At 67.0% G+C, this 15575-nt stretch carries 15 protein-coding genes; 12 read left to right on the top strand and 3 right to left on the bottom strand.

What is annotated here, in order from left to right; all coding sequences use genetic code 11:
* The first annotated feature begins 1 nt into the window (after position 1).
* The 4 genes from Q0627_RS15150 to Q0627_RS15135 are packed head-to-tail and all read left to right on the top strand — an operon-like array spanning position 2 to position 3664.
* Positions 2–877 (top strand): amidohydrolase family protein, encoded by an 876-nt coding sequence (locus Q0627_RS15150; RefSeq protein WP_291020683.1) that lies wholly within the window; start codon positions 2–4, stop codon positions 875–877.
* Positions 867–2060 carry an acyl-CoA dehydrogenase family protein gene (locus Q0627_RS15145; protein WP_291020685.1) on the top strand — a complete coding sequence of 398 codons (1194 nt, stop codon included), beginning with the start codon at positions 867–869 and terminating at the stop codon, positions 2058–2060. Before Q0627_RS15150 ends, Q0627_RS15145 begins: the two co-directional genes overlap by 11 nt.
* A gap of 11 nt (positions 2061–2071) precedes the next feature.
* Positions 2072–2890, top strand: coding sequence for an enoyl-CoA hydratase/isomerase family protein (locus Q0627_RS15140; RefSeq protein ID WP_291020687.1), 819 nt, complete (start codon positions 2072–2074; stop codon positions 2888–2890).
* A gap of 15 nt (positions 2891–2905) precedes the next feature.
* Positions 2906–3664 carry an SDR family NAD(P)-dependent oxidoreductase gene (locus Q0627_RS15135; RefSeq protein ID WP_291020689.1) on the top strand — a complete coding sequence of 253 codons (759 nt, stop codon included), beginning with the start codon at positions 2906–2908 and terminating at the stop codon, positions 3662–3664.
* Between the two features lie 17 nt (positions 3665–3681).
* Here the strand turns inward: Q0627_RS15135 and Q0627_RS15130 are convergent, their stop codons facing one another.
* The gene (locus Q0627_RS15130; RefSeq protein ID WP_324384300.1) at positions 3682–4830 is read right to left on the bottom strand and encodes an acyl-CoA dehydrogenase family protein; all 1149 of its coding nucleotides are present in this window, start codon (positions 4828–4830) and stop codon (positions 3682–3684) included.
* Between the two features lie 95 nt (positions 4831–4925).
* On the opposite strand from Q0627_RS15130, the gene Q0627_RS15125 reads away from it, so the two are divergent.
* The 6 genes from Q0627_RS15125 to Q0627_RS15100 all read left to right on the top strand — a co-directional run bounded on the left by Q0627_RS15125 (position 4926) and on the right by Q0627_RS15100 (position 10887).
* Positions 4926–5690, top strand: coding sequence for a FadR/GntR family transcriptional regulator (locus Q0627_RS15125; protein ID WP_291020692.1), 765 nt, complete (start codon positions 4926–4928; stop codon positions 5688–5690).
* Between the two features lie 81 nt (positions 5691–5771).
* A complete protein-coding gene (locus tag Q0627_RS15120; protein ID WP_291020694.1) occupies positions 5772–6617 on the top strand; it encodes an enoyl-CoA hydratase-related protein in 846 nt (281 codons plus the stop codon).
* Positions 6614–7408 carry an enoyl-CoA hydratase-related protein gene (locus Q0627_RS15115; protein WP_291020696.1) on the top strand — a complete coding sequence of 265 codons (795 nt, stop codon included), beginning with the start codon at positions 6614–6616 and terminating at the stop codon, positions 7406–7408. The genes Q0627_RS15120 and Q0627_RS15115 overlap by 4 nt, the downstream gene beginning before the upstream one ends.
* Positions 7409–7501: 93 nt before the next feature.
* The gene (locus Q0627_RS15110) at positions 7502–8608 is read left to right on the top strand and encodes an enoyl-CoA hydratase/isomerase family protein (protein WP_298811125.1); all 1107 of its coding nucleotides are present in this window, start codon (positions 7502–7504) and stop codon (positions 8606–8608) included.
* Positions 8609–8695: 87 nt separating this feature from the next.
* Positions 8696–9472 carry an enoyl-CoA hydratase gene (locus tag Q0627_RS15105; protein ID WP_298811123.1) on the top strand — a complete coding sequence of 259 codons (777 nt, stop codon included), beginning with the start codon at positions 8696–8698 and terminating at the stop codon, positions 9470–9472.
* 329 nt (positions 9473–9801) lie between these two features.
* Complete coding sequence (locus Q0627_RS15100; protein ID WP_367180767.1) at positions 9802–10887, top strand: alpha/beta hydrolase; 1086 nt, start codon at positions 9802–9804, stop codon at positions 10885–10887.
* Between the two features lie 92 nt (positions 10888–10979).
* Here Q0627_RS15100 and kstR read toward each other — a convergent pair whose 3' ends face one another.
* Positions 10980–11645: a cholesterol catabolism transcriptional regulator KstR gene (gene kstR, locus Q0627_RS15095; RefSeq protein ID WP_291020705.1), complete on the bottom strand. Its 666-nt coding sequence runs from the start codon at positions 11643–11645 to the stop codon at positions 10980–10982.
* A 130-nt stretch (positions 11646–11775) separates the two neighbouring features.
* Between kstR and Q0627_RS15090 the strand changes: the two genes are divergently transcribed.
* Positions 11776–13980, top strand: coding sequence for an acyl-CoA dehydrogenase (locus Q0627_RS15090; RefSeq protein WP_298811120.1), 2205 nt, complete (start codon positions 11776–11778; stop codon positions 13978–13980).
* 24 nt (positions 13981–14004) lie between these two features.
* Here the strand turns inward: Q0627_RS15090 and Q0627_RS15085 are convergent, their stop codons facing one another.
* A complete protein-coding gene (locus Q0627_RS15085) occupies positions 14005–14763 on the bottom strand; it encodes a cutinase family protein (RefSeq protein WP_291020709.1) in 759 nt (252 codons plus the stop codon).
* 269 nt (positions 14764–15032) lie between these two features.
* Between Q0627_RS15085 and Q0627_RS15080 the strand changes: the two genes are divergently transcribed.
* Entirely contained in the window at positions 15033–15500 is a 468-nt protein-coding gene (locus Q0627_RS15080; protein WP_298811118.1) for a hypothetical protein, read from the top strand.
* Positions 15501–15575: the final 75 nt, after the last annotated feature.

The raw sequence follows: 15575 nt of genomic DNA, 5'->3' as shown, positions 1-15575 counted from the left end.
AATGACCACAGCAGCGGAACCGGCCGTTTTCGACGCCTGGATCAACCTGCCGTATCTGCCCGGCGAGGTCACCCCCGACCCGTCGGTCGTGGCCCGTTTCAAACGCGGCAACAGCGCCTACGAGGGCGGCGAGACGATCGCCGACGTGGTCGCCGAGATGGATCGCCTCGGCGTGGAGGCGGGGGTGCTCACCAAGGTGCCCCGCGACATAACCCCGCCCTATGTGCACGGCACCAAATCCGGTGAGCAGGTGCTGCGCGATACCTGTGAACGTCTGGCGAAGATCGCCGCCGACCATCCGGGACGCTTCCTCACCTCCGTCGGCATCGACCCGCGCCTGGGTTACGAGGCGGCCAAGCACGTGCGGATCGCGGTGCGCGAGTACGGCATCACCTGCATCCGCATCATCCCGATGTTCACCGGCATCGCCATCGACGACAAACTTGCCTATCCGCTGTACACCGCGGCCTGCGACGAGGGCGCGGTGGTGTCGATCAACGTGGGTGTGCCCGGTCCGATGAAACCGGCCAAACTGCAACGCACCATCCTCATCGACGAAGTGGCACTGGCCTTTCCGGAGCTCAAACTGGTGATGAGCCATCTCGGTGATCCGTGGATCTCCGAAACCGTCGCGATGCTCATCAAACATCCCAACGTGTTCGCGATGACCGCCGGCTGGGCACCCAAATACATTCCCGAGGAGATCCTGCGGTTCGCCGAACGCCGCAATCCCGGGAAACTGATGTGGGCGTCGGACTATCCGATCCTGCCGATCGAACGGGCCGTCGTCGAGGGCCGGGCGGTTCCGTTGACCGGCGCCGCCCGGGAGGGCTATCTGGGAGCCAACGCGCGCAAGGTGTTCGGTCATGGACTTTGATCTCGCGCCGGGTGTGGGTGAGTTCCGCGAGGAGATCCGCACCTGGCTCGACGAACATCTCGTCGGCGAGTTCGCCGCGCACCGCGGCGTGGGCAGCCCCACCGACGACACCGCCTGGGACGTGCGGGTGGCGTGGGAACGCGAACTGTCGGCCGGCGGCTGGCTGGGCGTGACGTGGCCGCAGCGCTTCGGTGGCAGGGGGCTCGGGCTGGCCGAGGAGATCGTCTTCGAATACGAATACGCCCGTGCCGCCGCACCCGCCCGCGTCAATACCCAGGCCCTCGAACTGCTCGGGCCGACCCTGCTGGCGTGTGGCACCGAGGAGCAGTGCGCCCGGTTCCTGCCGAAGATCCTTGCGGTGGAACAGATGTGGGGCCAGGGGTTCAGCGAGCCCGGCGCCGGTTCCGACCTCGCCGACGTCCGCACCAAGGCCCGTCTGGACGGCGGGGTGTGGCATGTGGACGGGCAGAAGATCTGGACCACCTTCGGCCATCACGCCGACTGGCTGTACGTGCTGTGCCGCACGAATCCCGATCTGTCGTTGCGGCACAAGGGATTGACGATGCTGCTGATCGACGCCGATCAACCCGGCGTCGACATCCGGCCCATCGAGAACATCAACCGTTCCACCGAATTCAGCGAATGCTTCTTCAGCGATGCGCAGACCCCCGAGGACATGGTCGTCGGTGCGGTGGGCGGCGGCTGGTCGGTGGTGATGACCACGCTCGGCATGGAACGCGGCAGCGCCCTGATGCCGATGCAGCTGTCGATGCAACGCGAACTCGACGGCATCATCGGCCTGGCCAAACGCAATGGCACGGCCGATGATCCGCAGATCCGCCGCCGACTGGTGGACGCCTACATCGGAATCCGGCTGATGCGGGCCACCAACCTGCGGGTGGTGGCCGACCTGCTGAACATCGACGCCCCCGATCCCGGCGCGGCCACCGCCGCCGCAGCCGCCACGACAAAGCTGTTCGCCTCCACTCATCACCAGCGGATGGGGGAGCTGGCGATGGATATCGTCGGCCCGGCAGCCTTGTGCGACAACGGCGATCACCTCGATGAGGTCAGCGTCATCCAGAAACTGTTCCTGTCCTCGCGCGCGGAGACCATCTACGGCGGAACCTCGGAGATCCAGCGCAACATCACCGCCGAACGCATCCTGGGCCTGCCCAGATAGGAGTTAGCACAATGCCGAATCCGGATACATCCGACTGGGAAAGCCGATTCACCACGATGACGGTGACGGCCGACGGACCGGTGCGCATCGTGACGATGAACCGCCCGGACTTCCGCAACGCCGCCGACGCCGTGATGCACCGCGAACTCGGCGAGATCTGGGACGCCCTCGCCGTCGACCCGGGCTGCCGGGTCGTCGTGCTCACCGGTGCGGGCAAAGCATTCAGCGCCGGCGGGGACCTGCCGCGCATGGTGGAGACCCAGGAGAACCAGGACATCCAGGAGGAGGTGTTCAACGAGGCCCGGCGCACGGTCAATTCCATGATCGCGTTGCCGCAGCCGCTGATCGCCGCCGTCAACGGTGCCGCCGTGGGCCTGGGCGCCAGCCTGATCTCATTGTGCGACCTCGCGATCGCCTCCGACCGGGCTTTCCTGGCCGACCCGCACCTCGGCGTAGGGCTGGTGCCCGCCGACGGTGCCGCGCTGCTGTGGCCGCTGGTCATGGGTGCGATGCGCGCCAAGGAGTACGTCTTCACCGGCGACCGCATCCCCGCCGACACCGCGCTGGCGTTGGGTCTGGTCAACCGGGTGGTGCCCGCCGACGAATTGATGCCCACCACACTGGAACTCGCGCACCGGATCGCCGAGGTACCGCAGCAGGCGTTGCGGCAGACCAAACGGCTGATGAACACCCACCTGACCCGGGCACTGGCCGGTCTGCTCGACGACGCGCTGGCCACCGAACGGGTCAGCGTCAACTCGGCCGACCACAAGGAACTGACCCGGGCACTCGTCGAGGCCGCCGCCGCGCGTGCGGCGCAGCGGTCGTAAAGGGGAAGGTGCGCAATGATATCGGGTGAACTCGACGGCAGGGTCGCACTCGTCACCGCGGCCGCCGGCGCCGGCATCGGCAAGGCGATCGCGACCAGGCTCGCCGCCGACGGCGCGACGGTGATCGTCACCGACGTCCATCAGCGGCGCCTGGACGCCGCCGTTGCCGAAATAGGCGGCAACGCCGTCGGTTACCTGCTCGATGCCGGTGACCGCGACCAGATCGTCCAGGTCACCGACGCCGTGGCCGCCGCACACGGGCCCATCTCGATCCTGGTCAACAACGCCGCCCTCAACGTCCTCGGACCGATCTTCGACTACGACCCGGCAGACTGGGACCGGGTGATGGCGGTGAATCTGTCCGGGCCGTGGATGCTCAGCCGTCAGGTGATGCGGCAGCTGCGTGAAGCCGGACTGCCCGGGGTGATCCTGAACGTCTCCACCTACGCCCCCGACGTCGGCGGTGAAGGGATCGAGGCACCCTACGCGGTCAGCAAGGGCGGCCTGAACGTGCTCACCCGCAGCTGCGCCCACGAGGGCGGACCGTACGGCATCCGCGCCAACACACTGTCGATGGGCATGGTCACCGGCACCCGCTTCACCGACGCGCTGCACCCGGACATGCAGGACACCGAACGCGCCAAATCGCCGCTGGGCAGACTCTCGCACGTCGACGACATCGTCGAGGCCGCCGCCTTCCTGATCTCCGACCGGTCCAGGAACATCACCGGGGAGACGCTGAACGTTGCCGCCGGAACCCACATGCGCTGGTGAGCCTCCCCGAGATGGGACTACAAACCGGCCAGCTGGGCGACCCGTTCGCGGTGGTGACCGGTGGAACCGAGGAGCGTCTGGGAGCTGCGGGCGCGTTTGAAGTACAGATGCGCGGGGTGTTCCCAGGTGAATCCGATGCCGCCATGGATCTGAATGCTCTCGGCGGCGATGTGATAGAAGGCGTCCGAGCAGTATGCCTTGGCGATGGAGGCAGCCAGCGGGAGATCATCGGCGCCGGATTCGGCTGCGCCACAGGCGTAGTACGCGGCGGACCGGGCGGATTCGAGTTCCACCAGCATGTCCGCGAGTTTGTGTTTGATGGCCTGGAACGAGCCGATCGGCCGCCCGAATTGTTCACGGACCTTGGCGTAGTCGACGGTCGTTTCCAGCACTCGGGCGGCGGCGCCGACCTGTTCGGCGGCCAGCCCCGCGGCCCCCAGATCGAGTACCGCCTCGATGTAGGACCAGCCGTCGCCGTCGGTACCGACGAGGGTGGCCGGGGCGTCGTCGAAGGTGAGCGTCGCGAGGTTGCGGGTCTGGTCGAGCGTGGCGAGTGGCTCGGCGTGTACTCCGCCGGCCTGTGATTCGACGGCGAACAGTGCGACGCCGGCATCGGTGCGGGCGGGCACCAGGAGCAGGTGGGCGTCGGCGCCGTCGATGACGAACGTCTTGGTTCCGGTGATGGTGAAACCGTCTGCGGAACGCTGCGCACGGGTGTGCACGGCGTCGGCGGTCAGGCTGTCGGTGTCATCGAGGAGGGCGACGGTGGCGATGGTGGTGCCCTCGGCGATCCCGGGTAGGTAGGTACGGGCAGCAGACTCGTCACCGCTGATCAGGAGTGCGCCCGTCGCGAGTACACACGTCGACAGCAGTGGTACGCAGGCCAGGGCCCGGCCGGATTCCTCCATCACCACTGCCAGTTCGCCGAAGCCGAAGCCCGCGCCCCCGTATTCCTCGGGGATGGCAAGTGCGGCGATGCCGACCTGGTCGGTCATGACCTTCCAGGTGGCGGTGTCGAAGCCCTGCCGGGCGTCGAGAAAGCTGCGCACGGCGGCTTCCGGGGAATGCGTTGCGAGCAGGTCGCGAACGACAGCGCGCAGTTCCTCGCGTTCGGGTGTCGGCGTCAGCATCGATTGCCCCCATTCGGAATCGTCAGGTGATAGCACCGCATCCTTAAACGGTATAATGAACTAACTGATTGCACAAGTTGTCCCGCTCGCCCACGGGCCCCGTTGTATAGTTCAAAGATTCGACTCGTTGGGTGAAAGGGCAGCTGGTGGCAGTGGGTACCGGATCGTCGGTGGTCAGAGTTCCCAAGGCGGGTGAGCTCGTCGCCGCGCAACTGCGCAAACAGATCGTCACCGGAGTGCTCAAGCCGGGCGATCCGCTGCCCGGCGAGACGGCGCTGATGGAACGCTACGGCGTGTCGCGGCCCACCATGCGCGAGGCGTTCCGGATTCTCGAATCGGAGTCCATTATCGTCGTCCTGCGCGGTGCGCACGGGGGTGCCAGGGTGCTCGCTCCCGACGAGTCCGTCGCGGCCCGGCATATGGGACTGCTCTTGCAGTACCAGGGTGTTCCGCTGGCCGACGTCTATCACGCCCGCACCGAGTTGGAGGTGGCGGCACTGCGCGCCTGGTCCGGCGCCGAGACGAGCCTGGATGCGCTCGCGGCCCTGATCGATGGCGCGGCGGCCGCGATCGACGACGCAGTGGAGTTCGCCGCGATCGACACCAGGATCCACGAGGCGGTGGTGGGTCTGGCCGGGGTGCAGACCATGTCGGTGCTCGCGGGCATGTTGCTGCAGATCATGGCCGCCCACAACGCGCAGTTCATCTCCAAGCATGGAGTCGAACACGAGCGCGATGCCGACGAGCTGGCGCTGCGCGCGTACCGGCGGCTGCTGAAACTGCTGGTCGCCGGCGACGTCGACGGTGCTGTCACGCACTGGCGGCGGCACCTGCGCAAGGTGGAGTCGTACATGGTCGAAGACCCCGACCTGACCCTCGTGGAGGTGCTCTCGTAGGACTGCCCCGTGTCGCAACCACCCTCGCATAAGGTATAAAGAACTAACTGATTGAGCGTGCGGGTGAGGCGAGGAGTGTCCATGGGGCCGGTGAACGGGATCAGCGTGGAGCGCCGCGACCGGGTCGCGGTGGTGTGGCTCGACCGGCCCGAGCGCGGCAACGGATTCATCTCCGACATGCAGATCGAGCTGCACGAGCGCCTGGCGGAACTGGACGCCGACAACGAGGTTCGCGCCATTGTCGTGACCGGGCGGGGCAGGTTCTTCTCCACCGGCGCCGACCTCGAACCGGGCGGTGCCAACTTCGCCTTCGACGACGAGCAACTGCGTGGCGCCCGCGACATGATGCGAGATCGGCCGCGTCCGTGGCGGATGCGTACCCCCATCATCGGCGCGATGAACGGCGCCGCCGTGGGGCTCGGACTCACCTTCGCATTGCAGTGGGACATCCGGGTCGTGAACGAGAGCGCCAAGTACGGTTTCGTGTTCACCCGGCGCGGGCTGATCCCTGAGCAGAACTCGCTGTGGCTGCTGCCCAAACTCGTCGGGCTTGCCACGGCCACCGAATTGCTGCTCACTGGACGGCTTTTCACCGGAGCGGAGGCCAAGGAGCTTGGAATCGCCGCCCACGCCGTACCCGGTGACGAGGTGCTCGACACCGCGCTGGAGATCGCGCGCGACATCGCCGACAACACCGCACCCGCGGCCGTCGGGCTCACCAAGGAACTGTTGTACGAGTTCCTGGAGGAATCCGATCGCGAACCCGCATTTCATCGGGAATGGGAGATCTTCCGGGCCATCGGGCGGCAGCCGGATTCCGCCGAAGGAGTGGCGGCCTTCGTCGAAAAGCGTAGTCCGGCATTCACTTCCGGAAAGGACTACGAGGTGACGGTGCACGGCTCGGCTGACTGGGAGGCACGGCAATGAGCGAATCCGACGAGGTGCTCTACGACGTCGACGACCATGGTGTGCTGGTCCTGACCCTGAACCGTCCCGAGCGTCGCAACATGTGGTCGCTGGGCATGGAGACCGCGTTCTACGGTGGATTGGCCCGTGGCGCACAGGATCCGGACGTCCGCGTCATCGTCGTCACCGGCGCCGGGAACACTTTCTGTCCCGGCCTCGATCCGAACGTGCTCGACGAGATCAAGGGCGGCTCTAGGTACGCCACCAACCGGTTGCCGCAGACCTTCGCCACCACCATCCCCAAACTGGTCATCGGCGCGATCAACGGCTCCTGCGCGGGTATCGGTCTTGCCCAGGCGCTGTGCCTGGATTACCGATTCGCTTCCCGCGGAGCCAAATTCACCACCGCCTTTTCCAAACGCGGACTGCCCGCCGAGGATGCGTCGGCATGGATGCTGGGCCGGCTCACCGGACCCGCCCACGCCTTGGATCTGATCGTCTCGGGCCGGGTGTTCCTCGCCGAGGAGGCCGCCGAACTCGGCGTCGTGCAGCGGCTCAGCGAACCCGGCCAGGTGCTCGACGACGCCGTCGCCTACGCCCGCGCCGTGGCCGAGAACGTGTCGCCGGTGTCGATGGCGATGATGAAATCGCAGGTCTGGCACGACCTCGACTGCACCATGGACGCCGCCAGAATCCGGGCACAGCACCTGCTCACCCTCGCCAAAGGCCTGCCCGACTTCACCGAAGGCGTCAACGCCCTGGTCGAAAAGCGCGCACCGAACTTCGAACCGTACTCGCGCGTCGTCTTCTGACGGTCGCCCGACGGCGGGTCCGATGCCGGTGTCGGCCACGCTGATCATTTACTAGGATGTCCAAGTAAAGCGTCAGTGTGGAAGGAGCCCCGGATGGCGGAAGTAGACGGCGCAGGGACCGACAACCCGGCATCGGTGCTGGTGAAGGTGGACGGCAGCGTCGGGACGGTGACCCTCAACCGGCCCAAGGCGATCAACGCCCTCGATCACGAGATGGCTCTCGCGATGGAGCAGGCGCTGCTCGGCTGGGCGGTCGACTCCGAGATCAGTGCGGCCATCGTCCGGGGCGCGGGGGAGCGTGGTCTGTGCGCGGGCGGTGACATCGTCGCCATTCACCGCGACGCCGCGGTGCTCAGTGCGGGCGAAGCGACCGACGCCGATGCGGCGGCCTCGCCGTCGGCCGCGTTCTGGCGTGACGAATATCGGCTCAACACGCTCATCTCCCGGTATCCGAAACCGTATGTGGCGATCATGGACGGCATCGTGATGGGCGGCGGCGTCGGCATCTCCGCGCATGGCAACACGCGGGTGGTCACCGACCGCACCAGGCTCGGCATGCCCGAGGTGGGCATCGGTTTCATCCCCGATGTCGGCGGTACCCATCTGCTGTCCAAGGTGTCCGACGAACTGGGCACCTACGTGGCGCTGACCGCCGGCACCATCCGGGCCGCCGACGCCATCGCGATCGGGCTTGCCGACCACTACATTCCCGCCGACGGACTGTCTGCCGCGCTTGAATGGTGGAAGCCGGGTGAGGCGTTCCCCGGTGCGGATCCGGGTGAGTCGGCGCTGGCCGAGCAGCGTGGCTGGATCCGGGAGGCGTTCGCCGGAGATTCCGTCGCCGACATCATCGCCCGATGCCGTGAGCTCGGTACCCCCGAGGCAACCAAGGCGGCCGACATCATCGAGGCGAAAAGTCCACTGGCCGCGGCGGTTACGCTGCGGGCCCTGCGCGAGGCGGCATCCGTCGAGGATCTGGCGCAGTCGTTGCGCGTCGAGTACCGGCTCGCGCTGCGCTCGCTGCGCAATCCCGATATGGCAGAAGGGATTCGGGCTCAGGTCATCGACAAGGACCGCAATCCCACCTGGCGGCATGCCGATCATGCGTCGGTCACCGCCGATGAGGTCGACGCCTTCTTCGCGCCGCTGCCAGTGGAGCTGGAACTGCCGATCGAGGCATGGACCGCGCCGGGCGAATAGCCGGCGTCCCCCCGAACACGACCCGCCGTGTGCCGGCCGGCCCGGCCGCGCAACACTGGGCACCAACCGAACGAGAGGCTTAACCCTATGACCGCATACGAGACCATCATCGTCGAGACCGAAGGCCGCGTGGGCGTCATCACGCTGAACCGGCCCAAGGCACTCAACGCCCTCAACACCCAGCTCATGAACGAAGTCGTGGGTGCGGCAAAGGCTTTCGATATCGATCCGGGGATCGGCGCCATTGTGCTCACCGGCTCGGAGAAGGCATTCGCCGCAGGTGCCGATATCAAGGAGATGTCGTCGAAGACCTACAGCGAGGTGGTGTCGGAGGCGTTCTTCGGTGCTTGGGACGACCTGTCGCGGGTGCGCACGCCGATCATCGCCGCGGTCACCGGCTACGCGCTCGGCGGCGGCTGCGAACTGGCGATGCTGGCCGACACGATCATCGCCGGTGAGAACGCCCGCTTCGGTCAGCCCGAGATCAACCTGGGCGTGATCCCAGGCATCGGCGGCTCGCAGCGCCTGACCCGCGCCGTCGGGAAGGCCAAGGCGATGGATCTGGTGCTCACCGGCCGGCAGATGAAGGCCGACGAGGCCGAGCGTGCCGGACTGGTGTCGCGGGTGGTGCCCACCGAAGAGGCACTGGCCGTCGCCAAGGAGGCCGCCGCGACCATCGCGTCCAAGTCGCTGATCTCGGTGTATCTGGCCAAGGAGGCGGTGAACCGGGCGTTCGACACCACGCTGACCGAGGGTGTGCGCGCCGAGCGGTCGCTGTTCTACTCGCTGTTCGCCACCGACGACCAGACGGAGGGGATGGCGGCGTTCGTCGAGAAGCGGGAGCCTGACTTCAAGCACCGCTGACCCCTCGCTTGCCGTTGGGGTGAAATTTAAACCGTTGACCCGCAGGTCGCCGCTGAAATGGCGCCGACCTGCGGGTTTTCTGGTCTGCGAAGTACCTCGGTCATGTCACAAATGGCTAACGGCATCCTGCCCGGACTTGGGATACGGCGAAACCAGAGTTACATTTGTGGCATGGGAGCGGGGTGGTGCCAAGGGGGTACAGGGGGCGAGGGGGTGTGGTGCGCGGCGGGTGGGCCCGCGGGGGGGGGGTGATCGCGGGGGATTCCAGCCGGGCGATCCCGGGGGGTGCGGCCACCGCCGTGGGGCCCGCCGCAGCGGCTCCCACGACTGTGACCAGCGACAATCAGGGGGGAACACCGTCGGGGGCGCCCACTCCGGCCGTCGGGACCACCGCACCTGCCAAGACGACCGCACCCGCGACGAAGGCCGTGCCGCCCAAGAAGACCGCACCGGCCACGACCACGGCTGCGAAAGACGACACGGGCGCCGATCCCGATCCCGCGATCTCCCGCATCGACACGATCATCACCGGTGCGGGCGGCCGGCGCGTCACCGCGATCGTGTACTCGGGAGCGATGCGCAAGATGATCCCGATCGAGGTCCTGCGCCCCAAGGATCGGTCGAAACCGGCGCCGACGCTGTACCTGCTCAACGGCGCGGGCGGAGGTGAGGACTCGGCCACCTGGTCTGCCCGTACAGACTACGAGAAGTTCTTCGCCGACAAGAACGTGAACGTGGTGACGCCCATCGGTGGCGCATTCTCGTATTACACGGACTGGCTGCGAGACGACCCGGTGCTGGGTCGCAACAAATGGACCACCTTCCTCACCAAGGAACTGCCGCCACTGATCGACAAGCAGTTCGGCACTACCAAGGTCAACGCGATCGCCGGCATCTCGATGGCGGGTACTTCGGTGCTGAATCTGGCCATCAACGCGCCGAGGCTGTACAAGTCGGTCGCCGCCTTCAGCGGTTGTGCGCGTACCAGCGATCCGTTGGGACAGGCCTACATCCAGGCAGTCGTCGGAGGTCGTGGCGGCGGCAGCATCGTCAACATGTGGGGGCTGCCGGGTACTACTCTGTGGCGGCAGAACGACCCGTACATCAACGCGGCCAAACTCCGCCACACCAAGGTGTACATGACCTCCGGCAGCGGTCTGCCCGGACCGTACGACCGACTCGGTGCGGCCGGCGTGGAGAACAACCTGGACACCCTGGCCAACCAGATCGTGCTCGGCGGTCTGATCGAGGCCGCCGTCAACCAGTGCACCAAGGACATGGATCGCCGGATGAGCCGGCTCAAGGTGCCGCACGAGGTGATCACCCGCGCCACCGGTACCCACTCGTGGGAGTACTGGGCGCAGGACCTCAAGAAGGTGTGGCCCAAGATCGCCAAGGATCTCGGCGTCAAGTAGCGCGACCGGCACCGCCCGAACACACAGCCCGGCAGATTCCCTGGGAACCTGCCGGGCTGTGTTGTTGGTGCTCCGTTTTGGTGGCGCCGGGTTCAGCGGTCCTTGAGCAGCAGTTTGACGGTGAGTTCGAGGCGGTTGGCGACGTCGGTGGCCGAGGCGCGGCGGGTGAGCCACTGCACGAGGTTGGACATCCAGACGTCGGCGATGACACGGGCGATGGCCAGGTCGTCGGCGGTCGGTTCACCGTCGTCGACCATCGCGCCGGCGAACAGCCGGTCGATGACGCCGGCCACCTGGTCGACCTCGGCGGAGGCCGAGGCGTCGGCGAACATGAAGGCGCGGGTCATGGCCTCGGTGAGCAGCGGGTCGCGCTGCATCGCGTAGGTGATCATGTCCAGCACGTGGCGCAGGCGGTCGACGGCGGTCTCGCCGCGCAGCTGGGAGCGATCCACCCGGCCCTCGACGCGGCCCAGCTCGCGGGCCATCGCCGTCACCAGCAGGTGCACCTTCGACGGAAAGTAGCGGTACAGGGTGCCGACGGCGACGTCGGCCTTCTCGGCGACGGTGCGCATCTGCACGGCGTCGTAGCCGCCCTTGGAGGCCAGCGCCAGAGTGGCGTCGAGGATGCGCTTGCGTCGTTCCCGCTGGGCCGACGATCCCGAGTCGGCGCCGTTGGCGGTTGATTCGGTATCAGGTACGGGAATATCCTTGGTCGAGGTCAGGTCGACGGCTGCGTTGTCGGATGCGGAACGGGCCATCAGCTCTGGGTCCTCACGTGTCGGGTCCTCACGGGTCGGGCCGCCTTGCGGCTACCGGCTCCCACTATCTCATGGCATATTAGAACAGGTTCTAATTACGGGTCACAACCCCAATATGCGCAGGAGTGTCGTGAGTCTGGTCACCAGTGAAGAACAGCGGGCCGTGTGCGAGGCGATCGCGGCGTGGGCGTCGGCTCAGGGCTTCGCCGACGCCGCCCGCGCCCGCCTGGACAAACCAGGGGACGAGAGCCGCGACTCCTGGTCGGTTCTGTTCGGTCAGCTCGCCGAGTTCGGCGTGTTCGGCGCGGCCGTCGCCGACGATCAGGGCGGGCTCGGGGCCACCTTCGCCGATGCCGCCGCGATGATCGAGCAATGCGGCCACGACCTGGTACCCGGACCGATCGGGGCCACGGTGGCCACCGCGATCGGCCTGGCCCGGTCGGCGGACCCGCGCGCGGCGTCGTTGCTGGAGTCGGTGCTGGCCGGTGAGGTGGTCGCGGCGGTGCCCGCGAGTGCGTACACCGGGGCCTCGGTCATCGACGGCGGCACCGTCGAGCTGGGGCTGGTTCCCGGCTACGTGGACGGTTGCGTGCTGACGATCCCGGTCGCAGGTGCCGACGGGGCGTTGTCGTGGCAGGCTCTCGCGCCGGGATCGGTAGCCGTCACCGCCGCAACGCAATCCGCGACCGACGGCGCTACGCCGGTCGCCCGCGTCTCGATCGCGGGCGTGGACGCCGACGATCTGCTCCCGCTCGGCGGCGATGCGATCGTCAGCGGAGTGCTACACGCCGCGCTGGCGGCATATCAGAGCGGTGTATGCAGATGGGCGCTGGACACTGCCGTCGGCTATGCCAAGGTGCGAACCCAATTCGGTTCTGCCATCGGCTCGTTCCAGGCCGTCAAACATCTCTGCGCCGACATGCTATGTCGCAGTGAGCAGGTCACGTCGGTGGCATGGGATCTGGCGCGGGCCGTCGACGACGCGCTCGCGGGTGGCGACGATGCGCTCGCCGGTGGCGACGATGCGACGTCGCAGCTCGAATTGAGCGTACTGGCCACCGATGTCATTGTGGCGCAATCGACTCCGGGAGTCACCAAGGACTGCATCCAGGTACTCGGCGGTATCGGGTTCACCTACGAGCATCCGGCGCATCTGTACCTGCGGTCGGCGCTGGCCGCCGCGGTGCTCCTCGGCCATGCCCACGATCAGGCTGTCGCGCTGGCTGGGGCCGGATTGGCCGGTGCACGAAGAGCTTTCGATGTCGACCTGTCCGCTGTCGAGAATCAGCGGGACAAGGTCCGCGCCGACGTCGCCCACATCGCGGAGGTGTCCGGCGACGAAGGCCGGCACCGGCTGGCCGAATCCGGGTATCTGATGCCGCACTGGCCGCAGCCGTACGGGCTGGCGGCGTCGCCCGCGCTGCAATTGCTCATCGACACCGAACTCGATGCGGCCGGCGTCGTGCGTCCGGACCTGGTGATCGCAGGCTGGGCCATCCCGACGATTCTGCAGCACGGCACCGACGCACAGCGCGAGCGCTTCGTCGCCCCCACCCTGGCCGGCGACATCGTCTGGTGCCAGATGTTCTCCGAACCCGAAGCCGGATCCGACCTGGCGTCGCTGCGCACCAAGGCCGTTCGCGTCGACGGCGGTTGGAGCCTGACGGGCCAGAAGATCTGGACGTCGCAGGCACATAACGCGCAGTGGGCGATCTGCTTGGCGCGCACCGATTTCGACGTCGCCAAGCACAAGGGCATCACCTACTTCCTCGTCGACATGAGTTCGCCCGGGCTGGACGTGCGGCCCCTGCGGGAGGCGACCGGACACCCCAAGTTCAACGAGGTGTTCCTCGACGGGGTGTTCGTGCCCGACGACTGCGTGGTCGGCGACGTCGACGGCGGCTGGCCGCTGGCCCGCACCACCCTCGCCAACGAACGCGTCGCGATGGGCGGATCGGGTCTGGGTAAGGAGATGGACGCACTGCTGCGGCAGATCGACGGCCTCGGCCGCGACCTCACCACCGGCGAGCTACAGACCTTCGGCAGGCTGTTCGCCGACGCCCATGTGGGGCGGGTGCTCGATGCGCGGGCCGTCACCGCACAACTGGCCGGCCTCGATCCGGGAGCGGTGTCGAGCGTGCGCAAGCTGATCGGCGTCCAGCACCGCCAGTCGGTGCCCGACTTCGCGCTCGAACTGTCCGGTTTCAACGCCCTTGCCTGGCCGGAATCGACCGAGCAGGTCATCCAGAACCGGTGCCTGTCGATCGCCGGCGGTACCACTCAGATCCTGCGCACCGCGGCGGCCGAACGGATCCTGGGCCTGCCACGCGGGTAGCCGCCGGGCCGGTGTTGCCCCTGCTCAGCCGGCGGGCAGGGGGTCGGATGTGCCGGGCGTGTCGGTGGATGCGACCATTCCCGCGGCGAAGGCCGCACCGGCATAGGTGACGCCGCCGAAGACGTACGCCAGGTGCAGCGGATTGGGCGGGCTGAACGGGCTGCCGTCACAGATGTTGTCGAACGGCAGGCAGTAGCGCATCGACTTGCCGGCGTATTCGGGGCCGAGACGGATCGGGGGAGCGCCGATGTCACCGAGCCAGTTGTCCGACGGCGGGGAGAACAGAACCACCGCGACGATGTGATCGGCGATCGAGGCCGGCAACGGTTTGGGCATCGCCCGCTGCAGTATCGACAGATCCTTACGCAGGGTCAGATCGGAACTGATCGCATACCCGACGACCGCCGCACCCTGGGAGAACCCACCGAGGACGATCTTGGTGTTCGGGCATCGCCTGATGGTGTTGACGATGCGTGTCTGGGTACCGAGCACGCCGTTGCGCACCGACATCACGTACGAGAGCGGCCTGGCATAGTTGCCGCTGGCCGCGTATCTGATTCCATGACCGGCGACGAACTGCCCGGGGAGCTGGGCCTGCAGCGAACCGACGAACGACTGACCGGTGGCTCCGAGTGGCGCGGGCATCTCGGTGGTCCCCCGCGCATAGATCGCCTGCACGCTCGGGCAGGGTGCCGCCGACGCCTGTGGTGCCGCCACGATCGTCGCGGCAGCGGTCAGCGCCGTGCCGAGGCATGTGAGTAGCGCGGTGGGAACCATCTTCATACCGGCCGATACTAGCGCCGGTGGACCCGTGACGTCAGGTCCGAAGGTCGCATGAGTGCCTGATGACACACTCACCCGCCGGGATGGCCGAGTATGCCGGAAGTCCCGGAAACCGGGTTCAACCGCACGGTCAGCAGGCGGTCTGAAGTGTCACGGGTTTGATGGGGAGAACTGCCCATCGGTGGAGAGAACTACCCATGGTGTTGTCGTAGGTGGTCGGGCGATAGTTGTGATGTCCAGAAAAACACCTCCAAAAAGGGAGAAATACAATGAACATCACCAAGACCTCCGCGACCGGTGCCCTGATCGCCGCCGCCGGCGCCGTTGCCCTCGGATTCGCCGCCCCGGCCGCCAATGCCGCTGTGTTCCCGAATAATCCGGTCAACGTGACACAGTGCTCCTACCGCACCGCAACACCCACCCAGGAATGCCTGAACACCCCCTCATACAACGTGAGGTCGAGCTCCGGCAAGTACGTGGTGCAGTTCCGGGCCAATCCCAGCCATTGCTCCAGCATGATCGCCCACATCATCGTCGACGGTACCGAGTGGGGCCGGCAGACCCTGGGTCCGGGGCAGCGTGATGGCAGCTACTTCATGCAACTGGCACCCGGTACCCACAAGATCGGTGTGCGCGCCACCGGTATCAAGGGTGGCTGCAACACCGGCACCCTGATCGGCTGGAGTGGCAACCTGCACTTCGAGACCGGCGCCGACGCCGACAACGGCATCGGGTAACGGGCATCGGGTAACGGGCATCGGCTGAGTCCGGCGGTCGATGACCGCGACAATACAACACCCCACCGGCGGCGA

It is taken from the genome of uncultured Gordonia sp. (assembly GCF_937858515.1).
Lineage (GTDB): Bacteria > Actinomycetota > Actinomycetes > Mycobacteriales > Mycobacteriaceae > Gordonia.
Note: the sequence above shows the minus strand (reverse complement) of the source record. Positions and strands in the feature narration are given on the sequence as shown.